Annotated in this window: 20 protein-coding genes; 6 read left to right on the top strand and 14 right to left on the bottom strand. The window is 72.8% G+C overall.

Going from position 1 to position 24,974, the window contains the following annotated elements; translation table 11 throughout:
* Nucleotides 1-90: 90 nt before the first annotated feature.
* The 11 genes from ACLU3S_RS01470 to ACLU3S_RS01420 form a co-directional block, all read right to left on the bottom strand.
* Entirely contained in the window at nucleotides 91-1,260 is a 1,170-nt protein-coding gene (locus ACLU3S_RS01470) for a M20/M25/M40 family metallo-hydrolase (protein ID WP_413949826.1), read from the bottom strand.
* Nucleotides 1,253-2,092, bottom strand: a complete 840-nt coding sequence (locus ACLU3S_RS01465) for a M55 family metallopeptidase (protein ID WP_413949825.1) — start codon at nucleotides 2,090-2,092, stop codon at nucleotides 1,253-1,255. Before ACLU3S_RS01465 ends, ACLU3S_RS01470 begins: the two co-directional genes overlap by 8 nt.
* Entirely contained in the window at nucleotides 2,089-3,246 is a 1,158-nt protein-coding gene (gene menC, locus ACLU3S_RS01460) for an o-succinylbenzoate synthase (protein WP_413949824.1), read from the bottom strand. Before menC ends, ACLU3S_RS01465 begins: the two co-directional genes overlap by 4 nt.
* Nucleotides 3,247-3,276: 30 nt before the next feature.
* Nucleotides 3,277-4,131, bottom strand: a complete 855-nt coding sequence (locus tag ACLU3S_RS01455) for a hypothetical protein (RefSeq protein ID WP_413949823.1) — start codon at nucleotides 4,129-4,131, stop codon at nucleotides 3,277-3,279.
* A complete protein-coding gene (locus ACLU3S_RS01450; protein WP_413949822.1) occupies nucleotides 4,128-5,156 on the bottom strand; it encodes an ABC transporter ATP-binding protein in 1,029 nt (342 codons plus the stop codon). The genes ACLU3S_RS01455 and ACLU3S_RS01450 overlap by 4 nt, the downstream gene beginning before the upstream one ends.
* Nucleotides 5,153-6,193 (bottom strand): ABC transporter ATP-binding protein, encoded by a 1,041-nt coding sequence (locus tag ACLU3S_RS01445; RefSeq protein ID WP_413949821.1) that lies wholly within the window; start codon nucleotides 6,191-6,193, stop codon nucleotides 5,153-5,155. Before ACLU3S_RS01445 ends, ACLU3S_RS01450 begins: the two co-directional genes overlap by 4 nt.
* Before the next feature lie 5 nt (nucleotides 6,194-6,198).
* Nucleotides 6,199-7,164, bottom strand: a complete 966-nt coding sequence (locus ACLU3S_RS01440) for an ABC transporter permease (protein ID WP_413949820.1) — start codon at nucleotides 7,162-7,164, stop codon at nucleotides 6,199-6,201.
* Nucleotides 7,161-8,219 (bottom strand): ABC transporter permease, encoded by a 1,059-nt coding sequence (locus ACLU3S_RS01435; protein WP_413949819.1) that lies wholly within the window; start codon nucleotides 8,217-8,219, stop codon nucleotides 7,161-7,163. Before ACLU3S_RS01435 ends, ACLU3S_RS01440 begins: the two co-directional genes overlap by 4 nt.
* Nucleotides 8,220-8,222: 3 nt before the next feature.
* Nucleotides 8,223-10,067, bottom strand: coding sequence for an ABC transporter substrate-binding protein (locus ACLU3S_RS01430; protein ID WP_413949818.1), 1,845 nt, complete (start codon nucleotides 10,065-10,067; stop codon nucleotides 8,223-8,225).
* Nucleotides 10,068-10,544: 477 nt separating this feature from the next.
* Nucleotides 10,545-11,918, bottom strand: coding sequence for a M20/M25/M40 family metallo-hydrolase (locus ACLU3S_RS01425; protein ID WP_413949817.1), 1,374 nt, complete (start codon nucleotides 11,916-11,918; stop codon nucleotides 10,545-10,547).
* A 188-nt stretch (nucleotides 11,919-12,106) separates the two neighbouring features.
* On the bottom strand, nucleotides 12,107-13,075 hold the full coding sequence (locus ACLU3S_RS01420) for a MurR/RpiR family transcriptional regulator (RefSeq protein WP_413949816.1): 969 nt from the start codon (nucleotides 13,073-13,075) through the stop codon (nucleotides 12,107-12,109).
* Between the two features lie 128 nt (nucleotides 13,076-13,203).
* Between ACLU3S_RS01420 and ACLU3S_RS01415 the strand changes: the two genes are divergently transcribed.
* The 3 genes from ACLU3S_RS01415 to ACLU3S_RS01405 all read left to right on the top strand — a co-directional run bounded on the left by ACLU3S_RS01415 (nucleotide 13,204) and on the right by ACLU3S_RS01405 (nucleotide 17,583).
* Nucleotides 13,204-13,926 carry a helix-turn-helix domain-containing protein gene (locus tag ACLU3S_RS01415; RefSeq protein ID WP_413949815.1) on the top strand — a complete coding sequence of 241 codons (723 nt, stop codon included), beginning with the start codon at nucleotides 13,204-13,206 and terminating at the stop codon, nucleotides 13,924-13,926.
* A 4-nt stretch (nucleotides 13,927-13,930) separates the two neighbouring features.
* Nucleotides 13,931-15,319, top strand: coding sequence for a diaminopimelate decarboxylase (lysA, locus tag ACLU3S_RS01410; RefSeq protein WP_413949814.1), 1,389 nt, complete (start codon nucleotides 13,931-13,933; stop codon nucleotides 15,317-15,319).
* A gap of 200 nt (nucleotides 15,320-15,519) precedes the next feature.
* Complete coding sequence (locus tag ACLU3S_RS01405; RefSeq protein ID WP_413949813.1) at nucleotides 15,520-17,583, top strand: prolyl oligopeptidase family serine peptidase; 2,064 nt, start codon at nucleotides 15,520-15,522, stop codon at nucleotides 17,581-17,583.
* A gap of 19 nt (nucleotides 17,584-17,602) precedes the next feature.
* Here ACLU3S_RS01405 and ACLU3S_RS01400 read toward each other — a convergent pair whose 3' ends face one another.
* The gene (locus ACLU3S_RS01400; protein WP_413949812.1) at nucleotides 17,603-18,250 is read right to left on the bottom strand and encodes a hypothetical protein; all 648 of its coding nucleotides are present in this window, start codon (nucleotides 18,248-18,250) and stop codon (nucleotides 17,603-17,605) included.
* A gap of 272 nt (nucleotides 18,251-18,522) precedes the next feature.
* Nucleotides 18,523-20,838 carry a PAS domain S-box protein gene (locus tag ACLU3S_RS01395; RefSeq protein WP_413949811.1) on the bottom strand — a complete coding sequence of 772 codons (2,316 nt, stop codon included), beginning with the start codon at nucleotides 20,836-20,838 and terminating at the stop codon, nucleotides 18,523-18,525.
* Between the two features lie 378 nt (nucleotides 20,839-21,216).
* Here ACLU3S_RS01395 and ACLU3S_RS01390 point away from each other — a divergent pair, with 378 nt between their 5' ends.
* Nucleotides 21,217-22,569, top strand: coding sequence for a PP2C family protein-serine/threonine phosphatase (locus ACLU3S_RS01390; RefSeq protein ID WP_413949810.1), 1,353 nt, complete (start codon nucleotides 21,217-21,219; stop codon nucleotides 22,567-22,569).
* On the opposite strand, the gene ACLU3S_RS01385 is transcribed toward ACLU3S_RS01390, so the two are convergent.
* A complete protein-coding gene (locus tag ACLU3S_RS01385) occupies nucleotides 22,542-22,949 on the bottom strand; it encodes an STAS domain-containing protein (RefSeq protein ID WP_413949809.1) in 408 nt (135 codons plus the stop codon). The genes ACLU3S_RS01390 and ACLU3S_RS01385 overlap by 28 nt on opposite strands.
* A gap of 203 nt (nucleotides 22,950-23,152) precedes the next feature.
* Between ACLU3S_RS01385 and ACLU3S_RS01380 the strand changes: the two genes are divergently transcribed.
* Nucleotides 23,153-24,367: a PP2C family protein-serine/threonine phosphatase gene (locus ACLU3S_RS01380; protein ID WP_413949808.1), complete on the top strand. Its 1,215-nt coding sequence runs from the start codon at nucleotides 23,153-23,155 to the stop codon at nucleotides 24,365-24,367.
* A gap of 113 nt (nucleotides 24,368-24,480) precedes the next feature.
* Complete coding sequence (locus ACLU3S_RS01375; RefSeq protein ID WP_413949807.1) at nucleotides 24,481-24,843, top strand: hypothetical protein; 363 nt, start codon at nucleotides 24,481-24,483, stop codon at nucleotides 24,841-24,843.
* The last annotated feature ends 131 nt before the right edge of the window (nucleotides 24,844-24,974 follow it).

Below are 24,974 nucleotides of genomic sequence, written 5' to 3'. Positions count from 1 at the left end.
TTGGGTGAGAGAGCGGGCAGTCGTGCGGACGTTCCGGATCCGGCGTGCGGCACGGGAGCGGCGCCGGGGGCGCCGTCCCGGAGGCGGCGGTCAGCGAGCGGCCAGGAACGCGGCGATGAGGGCCGCCCGCTCCAAGAGGGAGGCCAGCGAGGCGTGTTCGGCCTCGCCATGGGCGCCCGCGCCGGCAGGGCCCAGGCCGTCGACCGTAGGGATGCCGAGCGCGCCGGTGAGGTTGGTGTCGCCCGCCCCGCCGGAGGAGCCCAGGGGCAGCTCCAGGCCCAGGACGGCGGCGAGTGCGGTCAGTTCGGCCGCCAGAGGGTTGGCGGGGTCCATCGGCCAGGCCGGGCGGTGGGACAGCGTCTCGCCGGACACGGTGGCCCGCTCCCTCACCGGTGTCGGTTCCAACAGGGCGGACAGCAGGGCTCGTTCGCTCTCGGCCGTGGCGTAGCGCAGGCCGATCTCCGCCTCGGCGCGGTCGGCCACGACGTTGGCGCGGGTGCCGCCGCTGATCGTGCCGACGTTCAGCGCGGCGTCGGGGAAGGACGCCGCCGTGGCTCGCAGCCCGGTGAGCTGGTCCACGAGTTCGTCGATCGCGGACACGCCGAGCGCGGCGTCGAGGCCGGCGTGGGCGCTGACCCCCCGCACACTGAGCCGTACCCGGGCCACTCCGCGCCGCCCGATCTTCAACGCACCGCCGGGCAGCGGCGGTTCGAGGCCGAGCACCGCGTGGGCGCCCTCGGCGTGCCGGGCCACCAGGCGGCTGCCGTCGGGGCTGCCGATCTCCTCGTCGTTGACCACGACGAGGCGTACCGGACGCCTGGGGGTGGCGCCGGTGCGGGACAGCAGGTCCATGGCCAGTTCGACCGCGACCAGGGAGCCCTTCATGTCGAAGACCCCGGGGCCGGTGACCGTGTCCCCGTCCTCCGCCAGGGCGAACGGTCGCCGGGCAACCGTCCCGGCCGGGAAGACGGTGTCGCTGTGGGCCACGAGCAGCGTGTGCCCCGCGGCCGGGCCGGCTCCCGCGTCGCCCGCCGTCTCGTGGGCGTCCCAGTGGGCCACCAGGTGGTCGCCGCCCGGTCCCGGCGGCCGCTCGATGCGGTCGGCGGTGGCGGCGAGGCCGACGGCGAGTTCCTTGCCGAACACGGCCGCCAGATCCGCGTCGCCGGACGGGGTCTCCAGCGCGACCAGATGTTCCCAGCGTTCCAGCACCGGGTCGCCGAACGTGCGGGCCAGGGCGAGCAGTTCGAGGGGCTCAGCCATAGCAGTTCTCCACGGCCGAGGTGACGACCCGGGTCAGGGCGCGGAAGCAGCGGATCGCCTCGTACATCGTCGGCAGCGTGAACCGCACGGTCAGCGGGTCGGTCTGGACGACGCCGGGGATGTAGCTCGCCGCGGGCGCCAGGTGGGCGGCGTCGAAGGACACCTCGTAGGTGTAGCCCTCGGCGGGCGGTGGCGCCGGCCGGGTGGCGGCGGGCAGGGCCGTGAGGCCATCGCGGGCGGCCTCGGTGATGCGGGCGGCGCTCACCTCGGGGGGCAGGCAGATCGCCGAGTAGCGGTCCACGCAGGTCTTGACCACGGCGTGGGCGGCGTGCGGCGCCCAGCCGCGGGCGTCCTCGCAGCACAGGTCGTCGCCGGTGACCAGGACGACCGGGACGCCGTACTCGTCGGCGAGCAGGGCGTTCATCCGGCCCTCGGAGGCCGGCTCGCCGTTGATCCGCACGGCCGTGATGGTGTTGGGCAGGTAGGTGTGGGCGAGGACGCCCGGCTGGCCGGCACCCGTGTGGTAGCCGACGAAGGCGACCGCGTCGGGGGAGCGGTCGACGCCCTCCATCATGCCGAGCGGCTTGTGCGTGCCGATCAGCAGCGTGGCCCTCTTGTCGAGCCGGTCGAGGAGCAGGTTGCGCTGGTCGGCGTGGGCCTCGTTGACGAGGATCTCGGTGGCGCCGGCGGCGGCGAAACCGGCGATCGCGGCGTTGACGTCGGCGGTGAGGAACTGCCGGCTGTACTCCCAACGGGCGTGACCCGGCTCGCAGTCGTCCGGGAAGGTGACGCCGGTGACGCCCTCCATGTCGGCGGAGATCAGGACCTTCATGCCGCTTTCTCCTCAGGAGTGGTGGTGAGACGGGCGCGGGGACGGATGGTCCAGGTGCGCATCGTGTGCCGGCCGAGCTGGTCGAGGTCCACGTCGAGGCCGATGCCGGGCCGGGAGCGGGGCACGGCGACCATGCCGTCCACGGCGCGGATCGGCGGCGCGACGATGTCCCGCCGGTAGTACTTGTCGGAGCCGGAGACGTCCGAGGGCAGGGTGAAGCCGGGCAGTCCGGCGAGCGCCAGGTTGGCGGCCCTGCCGATGCCGAACTCGTGCATGCCGCCGCACCACACCGGCACCCCGGCGTCCAGGCACAGGTCGTGCACCGTCTTGGCCGGGCCGAGCCCACCGAGCCGGGACACCTTGATGTTGACGATGTCGGCCGCGCCCAGGTGCAGTGCGGTGCGCAGCACGTCCGGGGCGGTGATCGACTCGTCCAGGCAGACCGGGGTGTCCAGACGGGCGGCGAGCCGGGCGTGGGAGAGCAGGTCGGAGGCGGCGTACGGCTGCTCGATCATCAGCAGGCCGCGTCCGTCCAACTCCGCGAGCACGCCGTCCTGTTCCGGGTGATAGGCGGTGTTGGCGTCGACCTGGAGGGCGACGCCGGGGAAGGCGTCCTGGACGGCGCGGACGGGTTCGAGGTCCCAGCCGGGGCGGATCTTCAGCTTGATGCGGCGGTAGCCGTCGGCGACGTGCCGGGAGACCTGCGCGAGCAGCGCGTCGATCGTCGGCTCGATGCCGAGGCTGACCCCGGCGGCCACCGCGTCGGCGCCCGCGCCGAGCACGTCGGCCAGCGGCTCGCCCCGCCGCTGTCCGTACAGGTCCCAGCAGGCCATGTCGAGGCCGGCGCGGGCGAAGTGGTTGCCGCTCACCTTGGCGGTGAGCCGGGCCGCGTCGTCGGGGTGGTCCCAGGGCCGGCCGAGCAGCATCGGGGCGAGGTACTCGCCCAGGACCTGCCAGCAGCTCCAGGTGGACTCGCCGCAGTAGTAGGGGTCGCTCGGCGAGGCGCACTCGCCCCAGCCGACGCTGCCGTCCTCGGCGGTCGCGCGGACGATGATGTGTTCCAGGTACGACTTGCGGTGCGAACTGGTCTCGAAGGAGTGGACGAGGTCGAGCCGGACCAGCGCCAGCTCGATCTCGGCAAGGGTGACGGTCATGTGGGGTCGTCCTACCGTGCGGGGCCCCGGTCAGGGGCGAGAGGCCGTGCCGGACGCGGCGGCACGGGGGATGAAGCGGTACGCGGCGAGCCCGCCCGGCAGCCGTACGCAGGAGACGGCCGTGCGGTCGGCGAGCAGCCGGGCGAAGGTGTCGGTGAGGTTGCCGCGCAGCCGGGCGGCGTGCCCCGGGCCGGCCTGGGCACGCAGCCGGTGCCAGTCGTCGGGCAGGACCACGATCCGGTCCTCGCCGTCGTCGTACACCTGGCCGACGCTCCAGCCGCCCGTCGGTGCGACGGGAGCGGGAAGGGCGGGCCGTGCCGGGGCGTCCAAATGCCAGGAGACGATGAAGCGGTCGGTGGACTCGCCGGCGGCGGCACCGAAGCCCGACGTGCCGTACATGGCGGGCTTGACCGCGTCCACCACCGCGCCGAGCACGTCCAGGTTGAAGTGGGCGTTGCGGGTCTGCATCGGGTCGTACGCCCAGCGGATCAGCGTCGTCCCCTCGGCGAGGCAGCGGTCGCGCTGCCCGAGCTTGAGCAGCCGCCCGATGCCGAGGCCCTGCCGTTCGTGCGCCACCACGGCCAGCTGGGAGTACTGGTACAGGCGCCCGGCCTGCCCGTCGGCGCCCCGCTCGCGGGCGAGGAAGCTGTAGGTGAACCCCACCAGCGCCTCGCCGAGGTAGGCGCCGACGACCAGGCCGCTGTTGTCCTGCAGCGCGGTCAGCAGGCGCGCGTTGAGACTGCCGTCGCCGGGGCGCAGCCCCATGACCCGCTCGTACAGCGCCACGCAGTCGGCCATCTCCAGCGGGCCGTCCACGTCGCGTACGACCAGCGGCGGGCCCTGCCGGGTACCGGCCGCGGGCCTCGGTGTCGCCGTCGAGGTCACGACGCGTCCGCGAGGTGACACGCGGCCTGCCCGCCCGCCGGGGCCTGGGCCGCGAGAACCGGCAGCGTCCGCCGGTCGCAGCCCGCCCCCGCACGGCCGGCCGCGTCGAGGCCGGCCCACATCGGGCAGCGCGGATGGAAGCGGCAGCCCTCGGGAACGGCCGTCGGGTCGGGCGGCTCGCCCTGGAGGAGCTGCGGCCGCTCACCGCGCCCGCCCTCCGTCGAGACGACCGACAGCAGCGCCTTGGTGTACGGGTGCTTCGGTGCGAGCAGGACCTCCTCCACGGTGCCCACCTCGACGATCCGGCCCAGGTACATCACCGCCACCCGGTCGGCGATGTTCCAGGCCAGTCCCAGGTCGTGACTGACCACCAGGGAGGACAGGCCGAGGTCGCGGCGCAGGTCGAGCACGAGCTTGAGGATCTCGCCGCGGACGGAGGCGTCCAGCGAGGCCACCGGCTCGTCGGCGACGATCACCGAGGGCTCCAGCGCCAGCGCGCCCGCGATCACGACGCGCTGCTGCTGCCCGCCGGACATCTCGTGCGGGAAGCGCGTGAGGAACTGCTCGGGAGGGCGCAGCCCGGCCTGCGACAGGGCGGAGTGCACGCGCTGCTCGAGGCCGTCCTTCATCCGATGCAGCCGCGGACCCTCGGCGACCGCGTCGAACACGTTTTGCCGCGGGTTCAGGGCGCCGCCGGGATCCTGGAGGACGAACTGGACCTTGCGGCGGTGCGCCTTCAGCGCGGCGCTGGTGTAGCGCAGCGGCACGCCGTCGCAGAGCACCTCGCCCGACGTGGGCTTGACCAGCCCGGTCAGGGCGCGCGCCAGGGTGGACTTGCCGCAGCCGGACTCGCCGATCAGGGCGAGGATCTCGCCGCGGCCCAGCTGCAGGTCGACGCCGTCCACCGCGCGGGCGGGACCGCGGCCGGCCCGGGGCGGGTAGGTGATGTGCAGGTCGCGGACCTCCAGCGCGGGCGCGGCGGCCGCGGCAGGTCCGGTGACCGTGCCGGTGGTGGTGACGGTCATGAGCGGGCTCCTTCGGCGGACGGTTCGGGCACGTCCGGGGCCGTGGCGACGTTCGGGAAACCGGGCAGCACCCGTAGGCACGCCGACTGCCGTCCGGGCCCGGCCGGCCACAGCGTCACGGGGCTGCTGTCGCAGACCTCGTGCACGTCGGGGCAGCGGGCCGCGAAGGGGCAGCCGGCGCCCAGCGCGGCGGGGTCGGGCGGGTCGCCGGGCAGTCCGGCCGGCGCCCTGCGGGAGGCGGGGTCGCCGATGGTGGGGAAGGCCCGGGACAGCGCCCGGGTGTAGGGGTGCCGGGGGTCGTCCAGGAGTTGCCGGGAGGGCCCCGACTCCACCAGCTCGCCGGCGTACATCACCGCCAGCCGGTCGCACATCTGGCCGAGGACGGACAGATCGTGGCTGATCATGATGACGCCGATGCCCTCGTCGCGCACCAGGTCCGAGAGCAGGTCCAGGATCTGGGCCTGCACCATCACGTCCAGCGCCGTGGTGGGCTCGTCGGCGATGATCAGGTTCGGGCGGCAGGCCAGCGCCATCGCGATCATGATGCGCTGGCGCTGCCCGCCGGAGAACTCGTGCGGGTAGCTGCGCATCCGCCGTGCCGGGACGCCCACCGACTCCAGCAGTTCGGCCGCGCGGGCACGGGCCTGCTTGTCGGTGATCCGGCCGCCCTCCTCGCCGGCCCTGCGGCCGTGCAGCAGGATCGGCTCGATCAGCTGGTCGCCGATGGTGTGCACGGGGTTGAGGGCGGTCATCGCGCCCTGGAAGACCACGGAGGCCTCCGCCCAGCGCACCGCCCGCATCCGGCTCCACTTGGCGGTGAGCAGGTCCTCGCCCTGGTACAGCACCTGGCCGGTGACCTCGGCGGCGGACGGCAGCAGCCGCAGCAGGCTCATCGCCAGGGTGGACTTGCCCGAGCCGGACTCGCCGGCCAGGCCGAGCGTCTGCCCGGCGTCCAGCGTGAGGTCCACCCCGCGCACGGCGGGCACCGTGCGCCCGCCGCCGCGATAGGTGACCTTGAGGTCCCTGACCTCCAGCATCGCGTTCAACGTGTCTTCACCGACCTCGGGTTGAGAATGGTCTCCACGGCGCGGCCGGTCAGGGTGAAGCCGAGGACGACGATCAGGATGGCGATGCCCGGCGGGTACAGGTACCACCAGGCGCCGGAGGTGACGGCGCCGCCGCTCAGCGCCGAGTTCAGCATCGCGCCCCAGGAGATGCCGGTCGGGTCGCCCAGACCGAGGAAGGTCAGGGTCGCCTCGGACAGGATCGCCGAGGCCACGGTCAGCGTGGAGGAGACCAGGATCAGCGGGGTGACGTTCGGCAGGACGTGCCGCAGCATCACCTGCGGCCCGCCCGCTCCCAGCGCCCTGGCCCGCTCGATGAACGGCTTGGCCTCCACGGCGAGGGTCTGCGCCCGCACCAGGCGGGCCGTCGACGACCAGCTGGTGACCGCGATGGCGATGGTGATGGAGGCGGTTCCCTGCCCGATCACCGCCGACAGCGAGATGGCGAGCGGCAGGCTGGGCAGCGCGATGAACCAGTCGGTGAGGTGCATCAGCGCCTTGCCGATCCAGCCGCCGTAGTGCCCGGCGACCAGGCCGACGGCGCTGCCGAGCACCACCGTCAGCAGGGTCGCCATCAGCCCGATGGACAGCGAGGAGCGGGCTCCCCAGATGACCAGCAGCAGGATGGAGCGCCCCGCCTGGTCGGTGCCGAGCGGGTAGCCGTCGGTGGGGGAGTGCAGCGAGGGGCCGTCCACCTTGATGACGTCGAGGTCGTTGTCGGAGATGAACAGCGGCGCGCACAGGGCGAGCAGGCCGAACACGACCAGGATGCCGACGCCCGCCACGCCGGAGCGGATGCGCACGAAGGACCGTACGAAGCCGGTGAATCCGTTGCGGCGCGGCTTCGCCGCGGGCGGTGCGGCCGACGCCGCGGGTTCTGCGCCCGCCGGCGGCGGGGCGGCGGCCGGCGGGTCCGCCTGGGTAAGGGGTTCGTGGTTGGTCACTGGGCACGCACCCGGGGGTCGAGGAAGCGGTAGATCACGTCGGCGAGCAGGTTCATGAGGATCACCGACGCGCTGAAGACGATGAACGTGCCCTGCAGCAGCGGCAGATCGGGCACCTTCAGGGCCTGGTAGCTGAGCTGGCCCAGGCCCGGCCACGAGTAGACGGTCTCCACGGTGATGGCACCGCCGAGCACCGTGCCCAGGTGCATGAAGATCATGGTGACCGAGGGCAGCAGGGCGTTGGGCACGGCGTGCCTGCGCCGTACGTCGTCGTCGCGCAGCCCCTTGGCCCGCGCGGTGAGCAGATACGGGCTGCCCAGCTCGTCGATGATCGAGGAGCGCATGACGGCCACGTACTGGGCGAACACCACCAGGACCATGGTCAGGCAGGGCAGGACCAGATGCTTGGCCACGTCGACGACGTGGTCCAGGCCGCCGGTGATCGCCGGGTCGCTCATGCCGCCCGCCGGGAGGAATCCGGGGAACGGGCCGATGCCCACGCTGAAGGTGATCAGCAGGATCATGCCGAGCCAGAAGGTCGGCACCGACCACAGCGTCAGCGAGGCGCCGGTGGCGATGCGGTCCAGCCAACTGCCGTGGCGCCAGCCGGACCTGACGCCCAGCCAGAGGCCGAGCAGCACCGAGATCACGGTGGCGGTGCCCATCAGCAGCAGGGTCGGCCACAGCCGGTCGCCGATGAGCGAGCTGACCGGCTGCTGGAACTCCCAGGAGGTGCCGAGGTGCCCGGTCAGGGTGTCGGTCACGAAGTGGAAGAAGCGTTCGGGCACCGACTGGTCCAGGCCCAGCTGATGGCGCAGCTGGGCCATCTGCGCGTCGCTGGTGGGACGGCCGCGGGTGATGGACTGGACGGGGTCGGCCGGCATCAGACTGAACAGGACGAAGCCGATGACGAGCGTGACCAGGAAGCTGATCGCCGCCGCCACCAGCTTCGTGACCAGGTAGCGGGCGAACCCGGAGCTCTTGCGCCGCCCGCCGTCCGGGGCGCCGGCGGGCTCGGCCGCGACGGCGCCGGTGACGTCGATGGTCTCTGCCACGGTCTACTCGCGGTCGTCGGAGGAGGAGCGGCGTCGCGCCAGGAACACACCGCCGGCGGCCAGGACGACGACCACGGCCGCCGAGACGCCGATCACCGTGCCGGAGCTGCCGCCCGAGGAGGAGGACGACGCCTTCGCCGGGGCCGCGTTGAGGTACTGGTCGAAGGAGACCTGCGCCGGGTAGGCCCCGGTGGAGTCCGCCGTGCCGCTCACGATGCCGCTCACCCGGTCGCTGCGGTACGCGGCGAGGCCGTTGGCGTTGTAGATCATGATGTTCTCGTTGGCCTTGTACAGGATCGCCTGCATCTGCCGGAGGAGGCCGGCGCGCTCCTTGACGTCGAAGGCGCTCTGCTGCCGCAGGAACAGGTCGTCGTAGTTCTTGTCGCAGAAGAACGAGTCGGTGCTGCCGCCTTCGCCCTTGCTGTCGGGCAGCGCCGCGCAGGTCTGGATGCCCAGCAGGTACGTCGGGTCCGGCCCGGTCGACCAGGAGTCCATCAGGATGTCCCAGTCGCCCTTGGCCAGGTCGGCGTTGAGCTTGGCGGAGCTCATCGACTGGATGTCGACCTTGATGCCGATCTGCTTGAACCAGCCCGACAGGTACGTGGAGACCTTGGCGTCCCCGTCGTCGTCGGAGTGGATGCCGAGGCGGAACTCCAGCTTGCGCTTGGACTTCGGGTCGACGCGGATCCCGTCCGAGCCCTTCTTGTAACCCGCCTGGTCCAGCACCGAGTTGGCCTTGGCCGGGTCGTAGCCGAACTTCTCCGCGTCCGAGGGCTGCCACGCGAACTGCGGCAGCGACGGCGGCAGGTAGCTGGCGCCGACCTGCGCCAGGCCGTCGCGGACCTTCTTCACGATCGTCGGCCGGTCGATGGCGAGCGCCAGCGCCTCGCGCAGCTTGGCATCGCCGAGCGCCGGGTGGCCCGTGCCGATCTTCTTGCCGTCACGGGTGCGGGCGCCGCCGTTGACCTCGATGCCGTTCCAGCGGTTGCCGACCTGCTCGTAGGCCTTGATGCCGGGCTGGCCCTTGAGCGCCTGGAACTGGGTGGGGTTGAGGCCGCTGACGTAGTCGAGCTGGCCCGAACGCAGGGCGGCCACGGCGGCGTCCGTGTTCTTGAACGCCTGCTGGATCATGTGGTCGTACTTGGGCGCGCCCAGCAGGAAGTGCTTGTTCGCGTCGAACTTGGCGTACTGCTCGGGCTTGTAGTCCGTCAGCGTCCACGGGCCGTACCCGACGATCGGGAAGCTGTCGTTCTTGTAGTTCTTCAGGTCCTTGACGTGCGATTCCCATATGTGCTTCGGCACGATCGGGATGCCCGACACCGGGATGCTGACCGAGAGCATCGTGGCCTGCGGCTTCTTGGTCTTGACGACCAGTGTGGTGTCGTCCGGCGCGCTGACCGAGGCGAAGTTGCTCACCAGCGAGCCGTTGGCGGTCGCCGCGGTGGAGTTCGTCATGATCAGGTTGAACGTCCAGGCGGCGTCCTCGGCGGTGATCGGCTTGCCGTCACTCCACTTCAGACCCTTGTGGATCTTGAAGGTCCAGGTCAGCTTGTCGCTGGAGGTCGTCCAGGAGTCGGCGAGGTACGGCTTGACGGTGCCGTCCTGCTGCACCCGGTCCAGGGCGGGGTAGATGCCCGAGAACACGTCCAGGCTGCCCGCGAAGTAGGCGAGGAACGGGTTGAGGGAGTCGATGCCGATGCCCGTGATCGGCATCCGCAGCGTCCCGCTGCCGTCGTCGGCGGAGGCGGCCGGCGCGGCGGCGAGGCCCGCGGCGGTGCCGATCAGCAGGGACGCGGCCAGTGCGGCGGCCTTGCGGCCGGTTCTGCGCACGGGGGTGGACGTGGTCATCGTGGACTTCTCCAAGAGGTGTCGGCGGTCGGGGCCGCGAAGGGACGAGCGGGGGATACGAGTGCCGCTGCGCTGCGGACCCGGGTGCGGTCCGTGCGGGCGGTGGATCGATGCATGACGCAGCTATTGGTGCGCGTGAGTGGGTGGACGGATGGGCTGCGGTGAGCGGTGCGGTGGGGAGTCGGCGCGGAGGCGGTGGTGAAGGCCGTCCGAGGCGGTGGGTGGCGTGGACGTGCGGCGGTTTGTCCGAGGGGAGGAGGGCGGTGGGTGTTGGCCGAGTGGTGATGCGGCGGGTGGTTCAGGCGGCAGGGACAGGTCGTCGAGCGATGCCCTGACGCCCGGTCCCGGGCCCGTGCGAACGGCCGGCGGCGACGGGTCCGTGCGAACGGCGCCGGGTCACCGGTCCGGGCGAACGGCGAGCGTTCACCGGTCCGGGCGAACGGCGAGCGTTCACCGGTCCGGGCGAACGGCGAGCGTTCACCGGTCCGGGCGAACGGCGAGCGGGTCGGTGCGCAGGAAGTCCTCCAGGACCCGCACGCCGAACTCCAGGCTGCTCACCAGGACCTGCTCGTCGACGCCGTGCACATACCGCCAGGCGTCGAAGCCGGGCGGGGTCAGGCCCGGGCCGAAGCCGTAGCACTGGATGCCGAGCCGGGCGAACGCCTTGGCGTCGGTGCCGCCGGACATGATGAACGGCAGCACCAGCGCCTCCGGGTCGGCCCGCCGCAGCGCCGCCGCCATCGCCGCGAACTCACGGGATTCGTGGTCGGCGAAGACCGGGGCGGCGAAGCTGTGGAAGGAGCGGGAGACCTTCTCGCCGAGCAGCGCGTCCACGGTCGCGAAGAAGTCCTCCTCCGTGCCGGGCAGGATACGGCCGTCCACTGAGGCGGTCGCCTCGCTCGGGATGACGTTGTGCTTGTAACCCGCCTTCAGCATGGTCGGGTTGAGCGTGTTGGCGACCGTGGCCTCGACCAGCTTCGCCGCCTCGCCCAGCTGCGCCAGCGACGCGGGATCCGCCGGGTCGACCGTGACGCCCAGATGGGCCGAGAGCCCCTCCAGCAGGGCGGCCACCGCCGGCACGATCCTGACCGGCCAGCGGTGCGCGGCGAGCGCCGCGAGCGTCGCCGCCAGGGTGGCGACAGCGTTGTCGGGACCGGGACGGGAGCCGTGGCCCGCCGCGCCGCGCGCGGTCAGGTCCATCCAGGCGCTGCCGCGCTCCCCGACGGCGATCGGGTAGAGCCTGCTCGCGTCGGGCAGGTGGAGCGAGTAGCCCCCGGACTCGCCGATCGCGGTGGCCACCCCCTCGAAGAGCTCCGGATGCTTTTCGACCAGGAAGCCCGCGCCCAGCTCTCCCGTGTCCTCCTCGTCGGCGACGAACGCCATCACGACGTCGCGCGGCGGACGCACGCCCCGGCGCGCCCACGAGCGGGCGATCGCCAGCATCATCGCGTCCATGTCCTTCATGTCCAGCGCCCCGCGGCCGAGGACGGCCCCGTCGCGGATCTCCCCGCAGAACGGGTCGAAGCTCCAGTCGGCCGGCTCGGCCGGGACCACGTCCAGATGGCCGTGGACCAGCAGGGCGGGGGCGCCGCGGTCCTCGCCGGGGATACGGACCACCGTGCTGGCCCGGCGCGGGGCCGACTCCAGCACGACCGGCTCGTAACCGGAGTCGGAGAGCAGTTCGGCGGTCCACTCGGCCGCCTCCCGCTCGCCGCGCGAGTCGCCTGCGCCGTAGTTGCTGGTGTCGAAACGGATCAACCGGGCGCACAGCTCGGTGACTTCGGAGGTCAGGGCGGTGTCCTCGGCGGCGGAGAGAGCGACGCTGCCCTGACGGTGGGAGGGATCGTTCATGCGGAGGGGACCAGGTGCCTTCCCGGCAGCAGGGGGCGAGGCGAGCCCTCTGCGGCCGATGGCTCCGTGAGACGGACTCGCGGAGGCGGGGAACGGGTGGGACGGGACAAGGACAAGGCAGGTGGACGGTCACCGCGGGGGGAGGGTGCCGTCGCCGAGGAGGTGGGGGAGTCGGCGGGGTCCGGGGTTCACGTGCCTGGGGCGTCGCCGGCGGGTCCCGGGAGGCCGGGGTCAGCGCCGACGTCTCCTAAGGTTCCGGCGGTCGCGCCGGACGCCGGACGGCCGAGGCCGTAACTGCCCAGGGAGCGGAAGAGCTCCGCGCGGCGCCGGCTGCGGCGGGCGGCGCCCTTCGCCCCGGCGGCGGCCAGGGCCGCCAGCACATGGGCCGCCGCCGCCACCGCCGTCGGCGAGTGGTGGGGCGACTCGCTGCGCGTGTCCACCGCCAGGACGTGCGAGGCGAAGGAGCACACCGGGCTGGTGTAGCTGTCGGTCAGCGCGATCACCGAGGCGCCCAGTGCGTGGAACTCGCGGGCCACGTCCACCGTCAGGCGGCTGTAGTTGCGGAAGCTGAACACGACCAGGGCGTCGTCCGCGTGCGCGTCGCTGATGGCGTTGACCGCCGCGCCCGTCGCCGGCTGCACCAGGAACACGTCCCGCATGCTGCTGGTGAGGTCGCTGGTCAGCAGCGAGGCGTACCCGGCCGACTTCAGGTCGCCCAGCACCCATCGCCGCCGCGCCCGCAACAGGGCCGCGGCCGCCACCTCCAGGGCCCCGTTGGCCTGCAGGTCCGCCAGCGTACGGCGGAGGTTGCCCTCCTCCGCAGTGATCATCCGGCGCAGGGCCGACCGCTCGCGCGGCTCGGACTGAGGCTCACGGCTGGTGAACCGCAGATCCGGCTCGGCCAGCCGCAGACCGACCTCCCGCGCCGCCAGTTGACGCAGGTCGTCGGTGGAGGCCACCCCCGCCGCCGCCAGCAGTCCGTCCAGGTCCGCGGCGCTCGCGTCGGCCGCGCGCAACAACTGACCGGGACGGCGCTCCAGCGAGGCCGGATAGTCCTGCGCCAGCACCGCGAACAAGCGCTGCGCGGCGGGCCCGCACAGCTCGGCCGCCGCACGCAGCAGCTCGAGGGTCGGCGTCGGCGCCAGCGGACCGGTCACTGCTCACCCCTCCCACTCAGGGCAGCCCACACCCGGGAGTCCGGGTGATGAACTGCGTCTCTGCTGACAGTTAAACGGCGGTGTCAGATTGCTTGATCTAAGCGATGCGTGAGTCTTACTGTCGCCGCATGACCTCGTCAAGAGTCACCGGAGCGGAAAACTCTCCGGCGGATTCCCCCGCCCCAGAAGAGATTTCGCGTCGTTCCCGGGACGATCCCGGACAACAGGGCGCCGAACCGGGCGGAGGGGCAGGAAAGGGCGACTCCACCGGATCCGGCCCCGCCGCGGCCCACGGCAGCCCCGACACCGGGGACCTGCTCGCGGCCTCCGTCGCCCGGGTGCGCCGGGCCGCCGGCCTCACCCTCAGCGCGGTGGCCGCGCGGGCCGGCGTCTCACCGGCGTACGTCTCGCAGATGGAGTCGGGCGCCGCCAACCCCACGGTCCGCACCCTCTGCCAGATCGCCGACGCCCTCGGTTCCACACCCGCCGAACTCCTCGGCGGCACCCGGCCGGGCACCGTCGCCGCCCCGGGCTTTCCGCCGCGGTTCGCCCCGGCCCCGCTGCTCGCGCAGGCCGACGGCCACCACGGCATATGGGACCTGACGGCCCCGGGCGCGCGGCGCCTCGGCGCCCGACTGCTCCACGCCGACCTCGGCGACCACGACCACCCGACCAGCCACCCGGGCGAGGAGTTCGCGATCGTCCTCGCCGGCTCCTGCCGGGTGGCGGTGGCGGGCACCGTACGGCTGCTGCGCCCCGGCGACAGCTGCCACTTCGCCGCCATGGACGAACACCATTTCACCGACGCCGGCGACGACCTGCTCATGCTCGTCGTCCTCACCGAGGAGTAGCCCCGTGTCCACCGCTCCCTCCCTGCCCGCACCGTGCGCAGGGACCCCGCTGCCCGACGGTCTGGCCGCGGCCGCCTCACCCGAGACGGCCCCCGAGGTGTGGCCGCTGACCGCCCGCACCGTCGAGGGCCGGCTGCACGTCGGAGGTGTCGCCCTGGACGACCTGGCCGACGCCTGCGGCACGGCGCTGTACGTGGTGGACGAGGCCGACTTCCGCCACCGTGCCCGGCTGTGGCGCGAGTCCGGCGCGGACCGGGTGCACTATGCCTCCAAGGCCTTCCTGTGCGCGGAGATGGTCCGCTGGGTCGACTCCGAGGGCCTGCACCTGGACGTGTGCAGCGGCGGCGAACTCCAGCTCGCCGTGGACACCGGCTTCGACGCCGCCCGGATCGTCTTCCACGGCAACAACAAGTCCGTCGCCGAACTGGAGGCGGCCGTCGCGCACGGCGTCGGCGTCGTGGTCGTCGACTGCCTGGAGGAGATCGACCGGCTGGCGGACGCGGCGGCCGCGGCCGACCGGGTGCAGGACGTCTACGTCCGCATCGCCCCCGGCGTCGCCGCCGAGACCCACGACTACATGGCCACCGGCGGCGACGACGTCAAGTTCGGCTTCCCGGTCCGCGGCGGCCACGCCGAGCGGGCCGTGCTGGCCGTCGCGGCGCGTCCCTCGCTGCGGCTCGCGGGAGTGCACTCCCACATAGGCTCCCAGATCACCGCCACCGAGGGGCTGACCCTCGCCGCCGAACGGGTCGCCGCCTTCGTCGCCCTGCTCGCCGAGCGGCACGGCATCACGGTGTCCGAGATCGACCTCGGCGGCGGCGCCGGCATCCCCTACCTGCCGGGCCAGCCCCGCCTGGACCCGGCCGCGTTCACGGCCGCCCTGCGAGCCGGCCTGGACCGGGTGCTGCCGGGCACGGCGATACGGCTCGCCGTCGAGCCCGGCCGGTCGATGATCGGCACCGCCGGGGTGACGCTCTACCGCATCGGCGCCGTGAAGGACGGGCTGCGCCGCCGGTTCGTCTCCGTCGACGGCGGCATGAGCGACGCCCTGCGACCCTCCCTCTACCTCGCCCGCTACACCGCGTGGACCGCCAACCGCCCGGCCGAGGGCAGTCCGGTGCACGCCGTGGTCGTCGGCCGCCACTGCGAGAGCGGCGACGTGGTCGTGCCCGACATCGCCCTGCCGGCCGGCGTGACCACGGGAGACCTGCTGGCCGTCCCGGCCACCGGCGCCTACCACCACGCCATGGCCAGCAACTACAACGCCCAGCCCCGGCCCGCCGTCGTCGCCGTGCGCGACGGCCGCGCCCGCCTCATGGTCCGCCGGGAGACCCCGGCCGACCTGCGCCGCCGCGACGCCCACGGCGAGCCGGTGCAGCTGGCCGCCGCGTGACCCCGGCCGTACCCGTCCGCCGGGCGTCCGCCGCCCACGAGCCCGATCCGGGGACACCTGTCCCTCACGGCGTGCCCGCGCGATGACCCGCGAGCGGGCACGCCGGACCCGGGACCGTCCACCCAGGGGCGGTGCCATCCCGCGCCGAACCCCCGCCCGCACCGCCGCCCACCCCACCCTCTCGCACTCGGAGTCAGCCCATGTCCACCGCGGCTCACCTGCCCTACGGCACCTGGCCGTCCCCGATCACGGCCGAAGCGGTCGCCGACGCCTCCGGATCCACCTCCTGGCCCTCCGGAGCCGGCGACGAGAACTGGTGGTGCGCCTCCGACCCGGCCACCGCGACCGTACGGCTGCTGCGCAACGCCCCCGGACACGAGGAGCCCGTCGCGGTGCTCGCCCCCGGCGTCTCCGTGCGCAACCGCTCCCTCGGCTACGGCGGCAAACCGTACTGGGTACGCCCGGCCGACTCGGCCGGCGCCGGGCACCTGCTGGTCTTCACCGACCACCGCGACCAGCGGCTGTACCGCGCCGAGGTGTCCCCCCTCGGGGCCGCCGAGGAGGGCGCGTTCCCGGTACCCGTTCCGCTCACCCCCGCCGACCCGCAAGGCCGGGAGACCTGCTGGGCCGACCCGGTGACCGGCCCCGACGGGACCGAGGTGTGGTGCGTACGGGAGACCACCCGGACCGCCACCGGACCGCACGACGCCGACCCTGCCGTCCGCACCGTGCGCGAGATCGTCGCCGTACCGCTGTCCGGTGCCGCCGCTGACGACCCCGGCGCGCTGCGCGTGGTGGCCCGCTCGCACCACTTCCTCTGCGGGCACCGTCTGTCCCCGGACGGCCGGCGGCTCGCCTGGATCGGCTGGGATCACCCCCATATGCCGTGGGACAGCTCGGAATTGATGGTCGCCGACCTTCACGACGGCGTCGCGGTCGAGCCCGTCCGCCTGCTCGGCGGCAGCCACGACGGCACCGAGGTCTCCGTCTCCCAGGCCGCGTGGGCGGACCCCGACACCCTCTACGCAATGGCCGACCCGGACGGCTGGTGGAACCTGCACCGCGTCGACCTGGCCACCGACCGGCCGACGGCCGCCGCGATCACCAACGTCCTTCCCCTCCAGGAGGAGTGCGCCGGCGCCATCTGGCGGGTCGGCGCGAGCTGGTTCGCCGTCACGCCGTACGGCGTGGTGCTGCCGCACGGCAACGGCCCGCAGCGGCTGTCCTGCTGGTCGCCCGAGGACGGCGCACTGACCGAACTCGCCGAGGGCTGGAGCAGGTTCCAGGGCGACCTCTGGTCCGACGGCGCACGCATCCTGGTCCGGGCCGCCGACCCGGCCCTCGGCTCGGCCCTGCTGTCGGTGCCCCTGGCACCCGGCTCCGGCCCGGCCCGGCGCACCAGGCCCACGTCCGAGGATCCGCTGGCCGCCTGGCATCCCCGGCCCGAGCGCCGCACCGTGTACGACGCGCAGGGCCGGCCCGTGCACTTCGTGCTGCACCGGCCCACCCACCCCACCGCCACCGCACCGGAGGGCGAACTGCCGCCGCTGCTGGTCCAGGTGCACGGCGGCCCGACGAGTTCCACCGGCGTCACCGCCGACTTGGAGTACTCCTTCTTCACGAGCCGCGGCTTCACCGTCGCGGACGTCGACTACGGCGGCTCCACCGGCTACGGCAGGGCCTACCGCGACCGGCTGCGCGGCCAGTGGGGGGTGGTGGACGTCGACGACTGCGTCACCGTCGCGCGCGCACTGGCCGCCGAGGGCCTGGCCGATCCCGCCCGTACGGCAGTGCGCGGCGGCTCGGCCGGCGGCTGGACCACCCTGGCCTGCCTGACCCACACCGACGTCTTCTGCGCGGGCACGGTCCTGTACCCGATCAGCGAACCGGCACAGTGGCGGGCCGAGCAGACCCACGACTTCGAGTCCCGCTACGTGGACACCCTCGTCGGCGTCCTCCCGCAGGACCGGGCCCGATTCGACAAGGTCTCACCCGCCGCGAACGCCGACCGCATCACCGCGCCGCTGGTGATGCTCCAGGGCGCGGACGATTTCATCTGCCGCCCGGACCAGGCCACGCGCATCGTCGACAACCTGGCCGCACGCGGAGTGTGGCACCGCTTCCTGCTCTTCGAGGGCGAGGGCCACGGCTTCCGCCGGGCCGACAGCGTCCGCCGCTCCCTGCTGGCCGAGGTCGCCCTCTACCGCGAAGTCTTCGGCGCCCACATCGCCCCCGACGTCCTTGTGGACGCCGACGCCCTGTGATGCCGGGCGCCCCGGTGTGTTACTCCGCGGGGGAGGGCTGCTTCTCTTCTCCCCTGGCGCTCTGCCCGGGCGCGTCGGGGGAGGTGTAGAAGACCGAGGAGCCCTGCTTGGTGCGCTGGGCGAGGTTCCTGGCCACGAGTCCTTCGAGGGCGGTCCGCACCACGGTGGTCTTGATGCCGCGTTCGGGGTGGGACTTGCCGAGTGCGCTGGTGACTTCTGCCGCGGAGCGGGGCTCGTTCTGCTCGGCGAGGTGGCTGCGGACGAGTTCGACGAGGGTGGGCTTGGCCGCGGCCTTCGCGGCGGTGTCCTTGGCCTGGGGGGAACCGGCCGCGGCCTTCTTGGCCGTGGTGCGGCTCGGCGCGGCGGGGGACTTGCGGGCACGCGCCTGCTTCGCCGCCTTCGACTTGGCCGCGGGCTTGCGGGGAGAAGGCACGGCGACGCTGTCGGCGCCGGCCGTGGGCCGAGCGGGCGCCGCGGCTGTGCCGAGCGCCTGCTGCACGTTCACCAGCACCGCGTGGTCGCGCTGCAGGGCGGCCAACTGCGCTTCCAGCGCGCTGATTTCCTCGCGGAGGCGGTCCTGTTCCTTGACGTTGCTCTCGAGGTCACTGCTCACCTGCGCGATGTACTGCGAGGCGAGCTCGGAGGTGGAGACGGTGTTCTCGGGCATGGAACTCACTCTTCCTCGATGTGCGCCGGCGTGGGAAGGCGCCGTCTGCGACAGGGTTGTGCGACAGCCGATTGCAGCTGCTATCAGGCTTCAGAGTAGGCATAGTACGGAGACCGCGGCCCTTATTGCTCCTCCTGCGACCCTTTCGGGTTCGCAACTGCTTCACGACGAAGCGGTGGTGAGGCCGTCAGGTCTCGGCGGACATGCCGCACAACAGCCGGGTGACGGTGCGGGCCGGTGCGCTCACCGACCTCGCCGGCTCCCGGCGTGGCTCACAGCTTGAGGCTGAACCACGTCGTCTTGCCCTGGTCCATCGGCCGTACACCCCAGTCGTCGGCGAGGGCCCGCACGAGGAGCAGGCCGCGCCCGGACTCCTCGTCCTCCGCCGCGAGGCGCGGCTGGGGCAGGGTGGGGCTGCGGTCGCTGATCTCCACGGTGAGATCCGTGTCCGTGCGGCACACGTGTACGCCGATGGGGCCCTGGGCGTGCTGCACGGCGTTGGTGAGGACCTCGGAGAGCAGGAGGAGCGCGTCGTCCGCCGCACCCGCACAGCCCCACGAGCTCAGTGACTTGGCGAGGAACTCGCGGCCGGCCGGCACGGACGCCGGCGCGGAGGGCAGGTGTGTGGTGGCCGTGTCCAGCGGGGCGGCGGGCAGTTGTGTCAGCAGCAACGTGACATCGTCGTGGCCGTCCGCGTCGGGCAGCAGCGCCGACAGGACATGATCGGCGGCCGCCTCCAGCTCGGGAGCCGTGGTCGGCAGCTCGTCCAGGGTGGCGACGAGCTGAGCGAGCTGGTCCTCGATGTCGGTTCCGGGGGTCTCTATCAGGCCGTCGGTGTAGAGCACGAGGGTGGCGCCGGGCTCGAGGGTGCTGCAGCACTGCTCGTAGATCACCCCTCCGACACCGAGGGGGGCGTTCACGGGTGCCGGAAGCGTCCGGGTGCGTGTGCCGGGGACGGCGACGAGGACCGGCAGGTGGCCGGCGGAACACACGGTCACCTCGCCCGTGTCGGCGGCGATGACCAGATAGCAGCAGGTGACCAGCTGGTCGGGGACATCGAGGTCGGCGACGACGGTGTCCATCGCCTGCATCAGCTGCCGCGGCGGGAGCCCGGTCTTGGCCAACGCGTGTGCGGCTGACCGGAGTTGTCCCATCACGGCCGCGGCCTCGAGACCCCGGCCCATCACATCACCGATCAGCACACCCACCCGGCCGGCGCCCAGCGGGACGAGGTCGAACCAGTCGCCGCCGACTCCGGCCCCCTGGGTCGCGGGCCGGTAGCGGCTGGCGGTGGCGAGGCCGGGGATGGCGGGCGGCGTGCCCATCAGACTGCGCTGCAGGGTCAGGGCGATGTGCCGCTGCTGCTCGTACAGTTCCGTCAGCTCCGCCTCGGCGCGCTTGCGGTCGCTGATGTCCCGGACGATCGCGCACGCCCCGACGACCGCCCCGTCCGCCGCGCGGGTCGGCCACAGGGTGACGTCGACGTCCAGCAAGTCCCCCGAGCGGGTGAGCCGCAACGTCTCGAAGTGCTCGACCTTCTCGCCCTGGCGCAGCCGCTCCAGGAGCGCGGTGATCTCGTGCTTCCTGGGGGCGGGTGCCAGCACGGAGACGTGCTGTCCCAGGACCTCCTCCGCCGTGAACCCGTACAGCCGCTGCGCCGCCGCGTTCCAGTACGTGATGCGGCCGTCGAGGGTCTTCGCGAGGATCGCGTCCTGCGAGGACTCGACCAGCGCGGCGAGTTCGGTGATGCGCTCCTCGGCGGCTTTGCGTTCGCTGACGTCGCGTACGGCGGCGGAGACGAGGAGGCCGTCGGTGGTCTCCAGGGGGCTGAGGCTGATTTCGACGGGGAACTCGGTGCCGTCTTTGCGTAGTCCGTACAGGTCGAGTCCGGCGCCCATGGGGCGGACCTGCTGGTTGTGGGCGTAGCCGTTGCGGTGGTGGGTGTGGTGGGCGCGGAAGCGGCCGGGGACGAGGAGTTCGACGGGGTGGCCGAGGAGTTCTTCGCGCTGGTAGCCGAAGAGGGCTTCGGTCTGGGCGTTGACGAGGCGGATGGTGCCGGTGTCGTCGACGATGACCATGGCGTCCGGCGCCGCCTCCAGCAGCCCCCGGAACCTCTCCTCGGCGGCTTTGCGTTCGCTGACGTCGCGTACGGCGGCGGAGACGAGGAGGCCGTCGGTGGTCTCCAGGGGGCTGAGGCTGATTTCGACGGGGAACTCGGTGCCGTCTTTGCGTAGTCCGTACAGGTCGAGTCCGGCGCCCATGGGGCGGACCTGCTGGTTGTGGGCGTAGCCGTTGCGGTGGTGGGTGTGGTGGGCGCGGAAGCGGCCGGGGACGAGGAGTTCGACGGGGTGGCCGAGGAGTTCTTCGCGCTGGTAGCCGAAGAGGGCTTCGGTCTGGGCGTTGACGAGGCGGATGGTGCCGGTGTCGTCGACGATGACCATGGCGTCCGGCGCCGCCTCCAGCAGCCCCCGGAACCTCTCCTCGGCGGCACCGGGAACGCCACCGAGGGCCCGCGCGCCGCACGGGCACGGGCCCGGATCCACCGTGCCGACGGGATTGGACGGTGCCGGTTCGATCAGGTCGTTCATGCTCGTCATCGCCCCCCGGGCTCACGTTGAGACAGGTCATCCCAACGCACGGCTCGCGGTCCCGCCGCGACAAGTCGTGTAGTGGACCCCCAGTGCCCGAAGTTGTCCGCACACGACGACGCCGGTGACCGTTCCCTGCCCGCGTCCGCCTGGTCGTGCTTGGTCACGTCATGTGATCGCGCCTGGTGGTGGGCGGCCTCGTGGGGTGGTGCCGCGGGCCGGTCCACGGCGGCCACGGCCGGCCCGGCCGGCTCGGACACGCTGACCGCCGCGCCGTACGCCCTGGCGCGGGGGCCTGCCCATGACCGGCCGAGCGCGTAGGGTGACAGGGAACGCGCGATGATGACGGCGTCGGGAGGCGCCGGGAGGAATCTCGCCATGGTGCACGATCCGTCCAACGATGGCCCGCGATCGGAATCCCGTCCGGTCGGCGAGGCGTGGCACGCGACCCGGGACGGAGTGACCGCCCATGTGTCGCCGCTGGTTCTCGACCCCCGACGGCTGCGGCAGCTGCTCGGCACGGTCGCGGCGATGAGCCGGGACACGGACACCCGCAGCGTGCTGCACCACATCGTGGAGGCGGCCGCCGACCTCGTCGGCGCCCGCTACGGGGCCCTGGGCGTGCTCTCGGAGAGCGGCGAGGTGATGGACCTGCTCACCGTGGGCATCGACGATCCGCAGCTGTGCGCTGCCATGGGCCTGCCCCAGGGCCACGGCCTGCTGCACAGCCTGGTGGACGACCGGCGGCCGCTGCGGGTGGCGGACGTGGCCCGGCACCCTCGGTCCGCCGGGTTTCCGCCCGGGCACCCGGTCATGCGCACCCTGCTCGGCGTTCCGCTGATGGTGCGCGGGACCGTGTACGGCGATCTCTACCTCGCCGACAAGACGGACGGTACGCCGTTCGACGACGACGACCAGCAGCTGCTGACCGCGCTGGCCAGTGCCGCGAGCGTCAGCATCGAGAACGCCCGACTGTACGCACACGCAACTCGCGCCGCCGAGCACTTCCAGCGCCGCATGCTGCCCGTGCTCCCGGACCTGGCGCCGTTGCTGGCCGAGGCCCGCTACGAGCCCGCGTCCGAGCTGCTCCGGCTGGGCGGGGACTGGTACGACGCCATGGTCCTGCCCGACGGTGCGACCTGCGTGGTGGTGGGCGACGTGACCGGCCACGACGTCGAGGCCGCCCCGCTGATGAGCCAGATCCGCAACATGCTCCGGGCACTCGCCTTCGACCGGTGCGAGCCGCCCGGCGTGGTCGTGTCGCGCCTGGACCACGCCCTGACGATGTTCGAGGACCCGCCGACCGCCACCCTCGTGCTCGGCCGCCTCGAACGGACCGGTGACGGACACGCCTTCTGCTGGAGCAACGCCGGGCACCCGCCCCCGCTGCTCATCGGGGCGGACGGCACCACCGGCTACCTGGCCCCCGCCCGCCACGGGATCCCCGTGGGCATCGACCCCTCCGTCCCACGCTTCAGCCACACGCATCCCATCCCGCCCGGTGCCACGCTGCTGCTCTTCACCGACGGGCTGGTCGAGCGCCGCGGCCAGGACATCGACACCGGCCTGGCGCAGCTGGCCGCGCAGGCGGGTTCCCTGGCCGGGGCTCCGCTGGAGGAGCTGTGCGACGCCCTGATCACCCACAGCCGGCAGGTGTCCGAGGACGATGTCGCCGTCCTCGCCCTCCGCGCCCTGGACGCTCCTCAGCCGGGCGCGGGGTGCGGCCAGTGAGCGAGGCCGCCGAGCGCGGGAGCGGTTCGGGTCGCCTCCTCCACCGACGGGTAGATGTCGTAGCTCTCTCGCATGCCGCTGAGGTCGAAGATCTTGAGCATCCGGGGGGAGACGCACGCGATGCGCAGCGAGCCGTCGTGTTCACGGATGCGCTTCGTGACCGCCACGATCACGCCCAGGCCCATGGAATCCATGAAGGGGACGAAGCCGAGGTCGAGGACGAAGTGGCGGTGTCCCTCGTGGAGAAGCCTGATCACCGCGTCACGGACCATGGGGGCCGTGTGGGCGTCCAGATCCCCGTCGACCTCGACAACGGTCCAGCCGTTCACCACGTAGTAGCTGGCCATCATGCTCTCGTGCCGGATGATGTTCGTTCGCATGGCCAACCCTCTTCACGAGTACGGGCCTGCCGTGTTGCGGCGCCGGCGTGTGCCAGTGGCGCATTCATTTTATCCAGCCGGATCCCCGGCAGCGCGTCTGCCCGATCCCGCCCGGCCGGCCGGCCGCCGTCCCGACCCCCGTCGCGTTCGTGCCTGACATGAGGGAGCACAGGTGCGGTGTGAGACTGGGCACGGAAGGGGTGATGCCCGTGTCGGACGCGCCGCACCAGTTCCCCGGTCCGGACACCGCCGTCGACGAGCACGGGCTGGAGGATCTCATCATCGAGGCCCAGACGGCCCTGCCCGTGGAGCTGCCGGCCCTGGCGAACCGGTGCGCCTCGGTGCTCGGTCTGGATGCCGTGGCGATCTACCTCGTCGACCTGCAACAGCGACTGCTCGTCCCGCTCGACGAGAGCCTGGAGCCGCTTGTGGTGAACCGCTCGTCGGCCGGCTGGGCGTACCGCACGGTCGCCCCGCGGGTGGCCGAGGCCGAGGACGGCCTGATCGTCTGGATGCCGCTGGTCGACGGTTCGGAGCGGCTGGGCGTGCTGGCCGTGCGAACCGCCTCGCTCGACGTGGTGCGGATGCGCCGCAGCCGGATACTGGCCCACCTGCTCGCCATGCTGATCACCTCCAAGCGCGCCTACAGCGACTGGCTCGCCGCGCGCACCCGCACCGCGACCATGCGGCTGCCCGCCGAGATGCTGCGGGCCTTCCTGCCGCCCCACACCGTCGGCAGCACCCGGTGCGTGTCGACCGCGGTCCTGGAACCGGCGTACGACGTCGCCGGGGACGCCTTCGACCACTCGGTGGTCAAGAACGTGCTGCACACCATGATCCTCGACTCCATGGGGCACGATCTGACCGCCGGTCTGACCACGTCGGTCGCCATGGCGGCGGCGCGCAACGCGCGCCGCGGCGGAGGGGGGCTGGCCGACGCAGTCAGCGCCGTCGACGAGGCGCTCGCCCAGTGGCTGCCCGACCAGTTCTGCACCGGCGTGCTGTGCCTGCTCGACGCCGAGGCCGGGGTGCTGCGCTGGGTCAACTGCGGACACCCGCCGCCGCTGCTGATCCGTGCCGAGCGGGTGCTCGCCGGGGCGCTGGACAGCCCCCCGCAGCCGCCGCTCGGCCTGGCCGGCCCATTCGCCCCGGGGGCCCGGAAGGTCCACGAGTCGAAACTGGAACCGGGTGACTGCGTCCTGCTGTACACCGACGGTGTCGTGGAGGCGCGCGGCGCGGACGGAGCCGAGTTCGGTCTCGACCGGTTCACCGACTTCATCATCCGCTCGAACGCCGCCGGACAGCGCCCGGCCGAGGTGCTGCGGCTCCTCATCGAAGCGGTCCTCGAATACCAGTGCGACCGGCTGCGGGACGACGCGACCATCGTGCTCTTCGAATGGCGCCCGCAGTACCAGTGACGCGGCACTGCGCCGACGCGTCGAAGAGGTGCGGGCCGAGGCCCCCGACGGGAGCGGCGACCGAGGTCCCGAGCCGCCGGATCGCCGATCGAGGCACCCCGTTTTCGGCCGTCGTGTGGTCGTTCTGCACCTGGCTGATCCCGCTCCTGCTCGCCCTGGGCGTGTGGCGGCACGTGCTGCACCGCGTACCGCCGCACTACGAGACGAGCCTGTGGAGCATGGTCTTCCCGGTCGGCATGTACGGGGTGGCGGCCCGGGAACTGGGCGAGGCGGCAGGCTGGCGCTGGATGACCGCGGCCGGCGCCGACGAGGCGCGGGCGGCGCAGGCGGTGTGGGCGACGGTCTTCGCCGGGATGCTCGCCGCACCCTTCACCGCGCTCGACGCACCCAGGGGCCAGGAGCCGAGTGACGCCATGTACGTGAGACAGTTTGTGCGATTGGCCGGTTGTGGTCCAGGCAGTCGCCCCCAAGACTGACCGTGTCCGGATCCCGACGTGAACCCTGTACCCCGTCCGCAGCGGGGCCCGCAGGTGTGCAGGCTGGCGTGAGAAGGGGGTGGCTCGGTGGCCACGGCGGCGGTCCAGCCCACCGGCAAGGCCGCGAGCGC

It is taken from the genome of Streptomyces sp. AF1A, assembly GCF_047340315.1.
In the GTDB taxonomy this organism is placed as follows: Bacteria; Actinomycetota; Actinomycetes; order Streptomycetales; family Streptomycetaceae; genus Streptomyces.
This window is presented reverse-complemented; position numbering and strand designations above follow the sequence as displayed.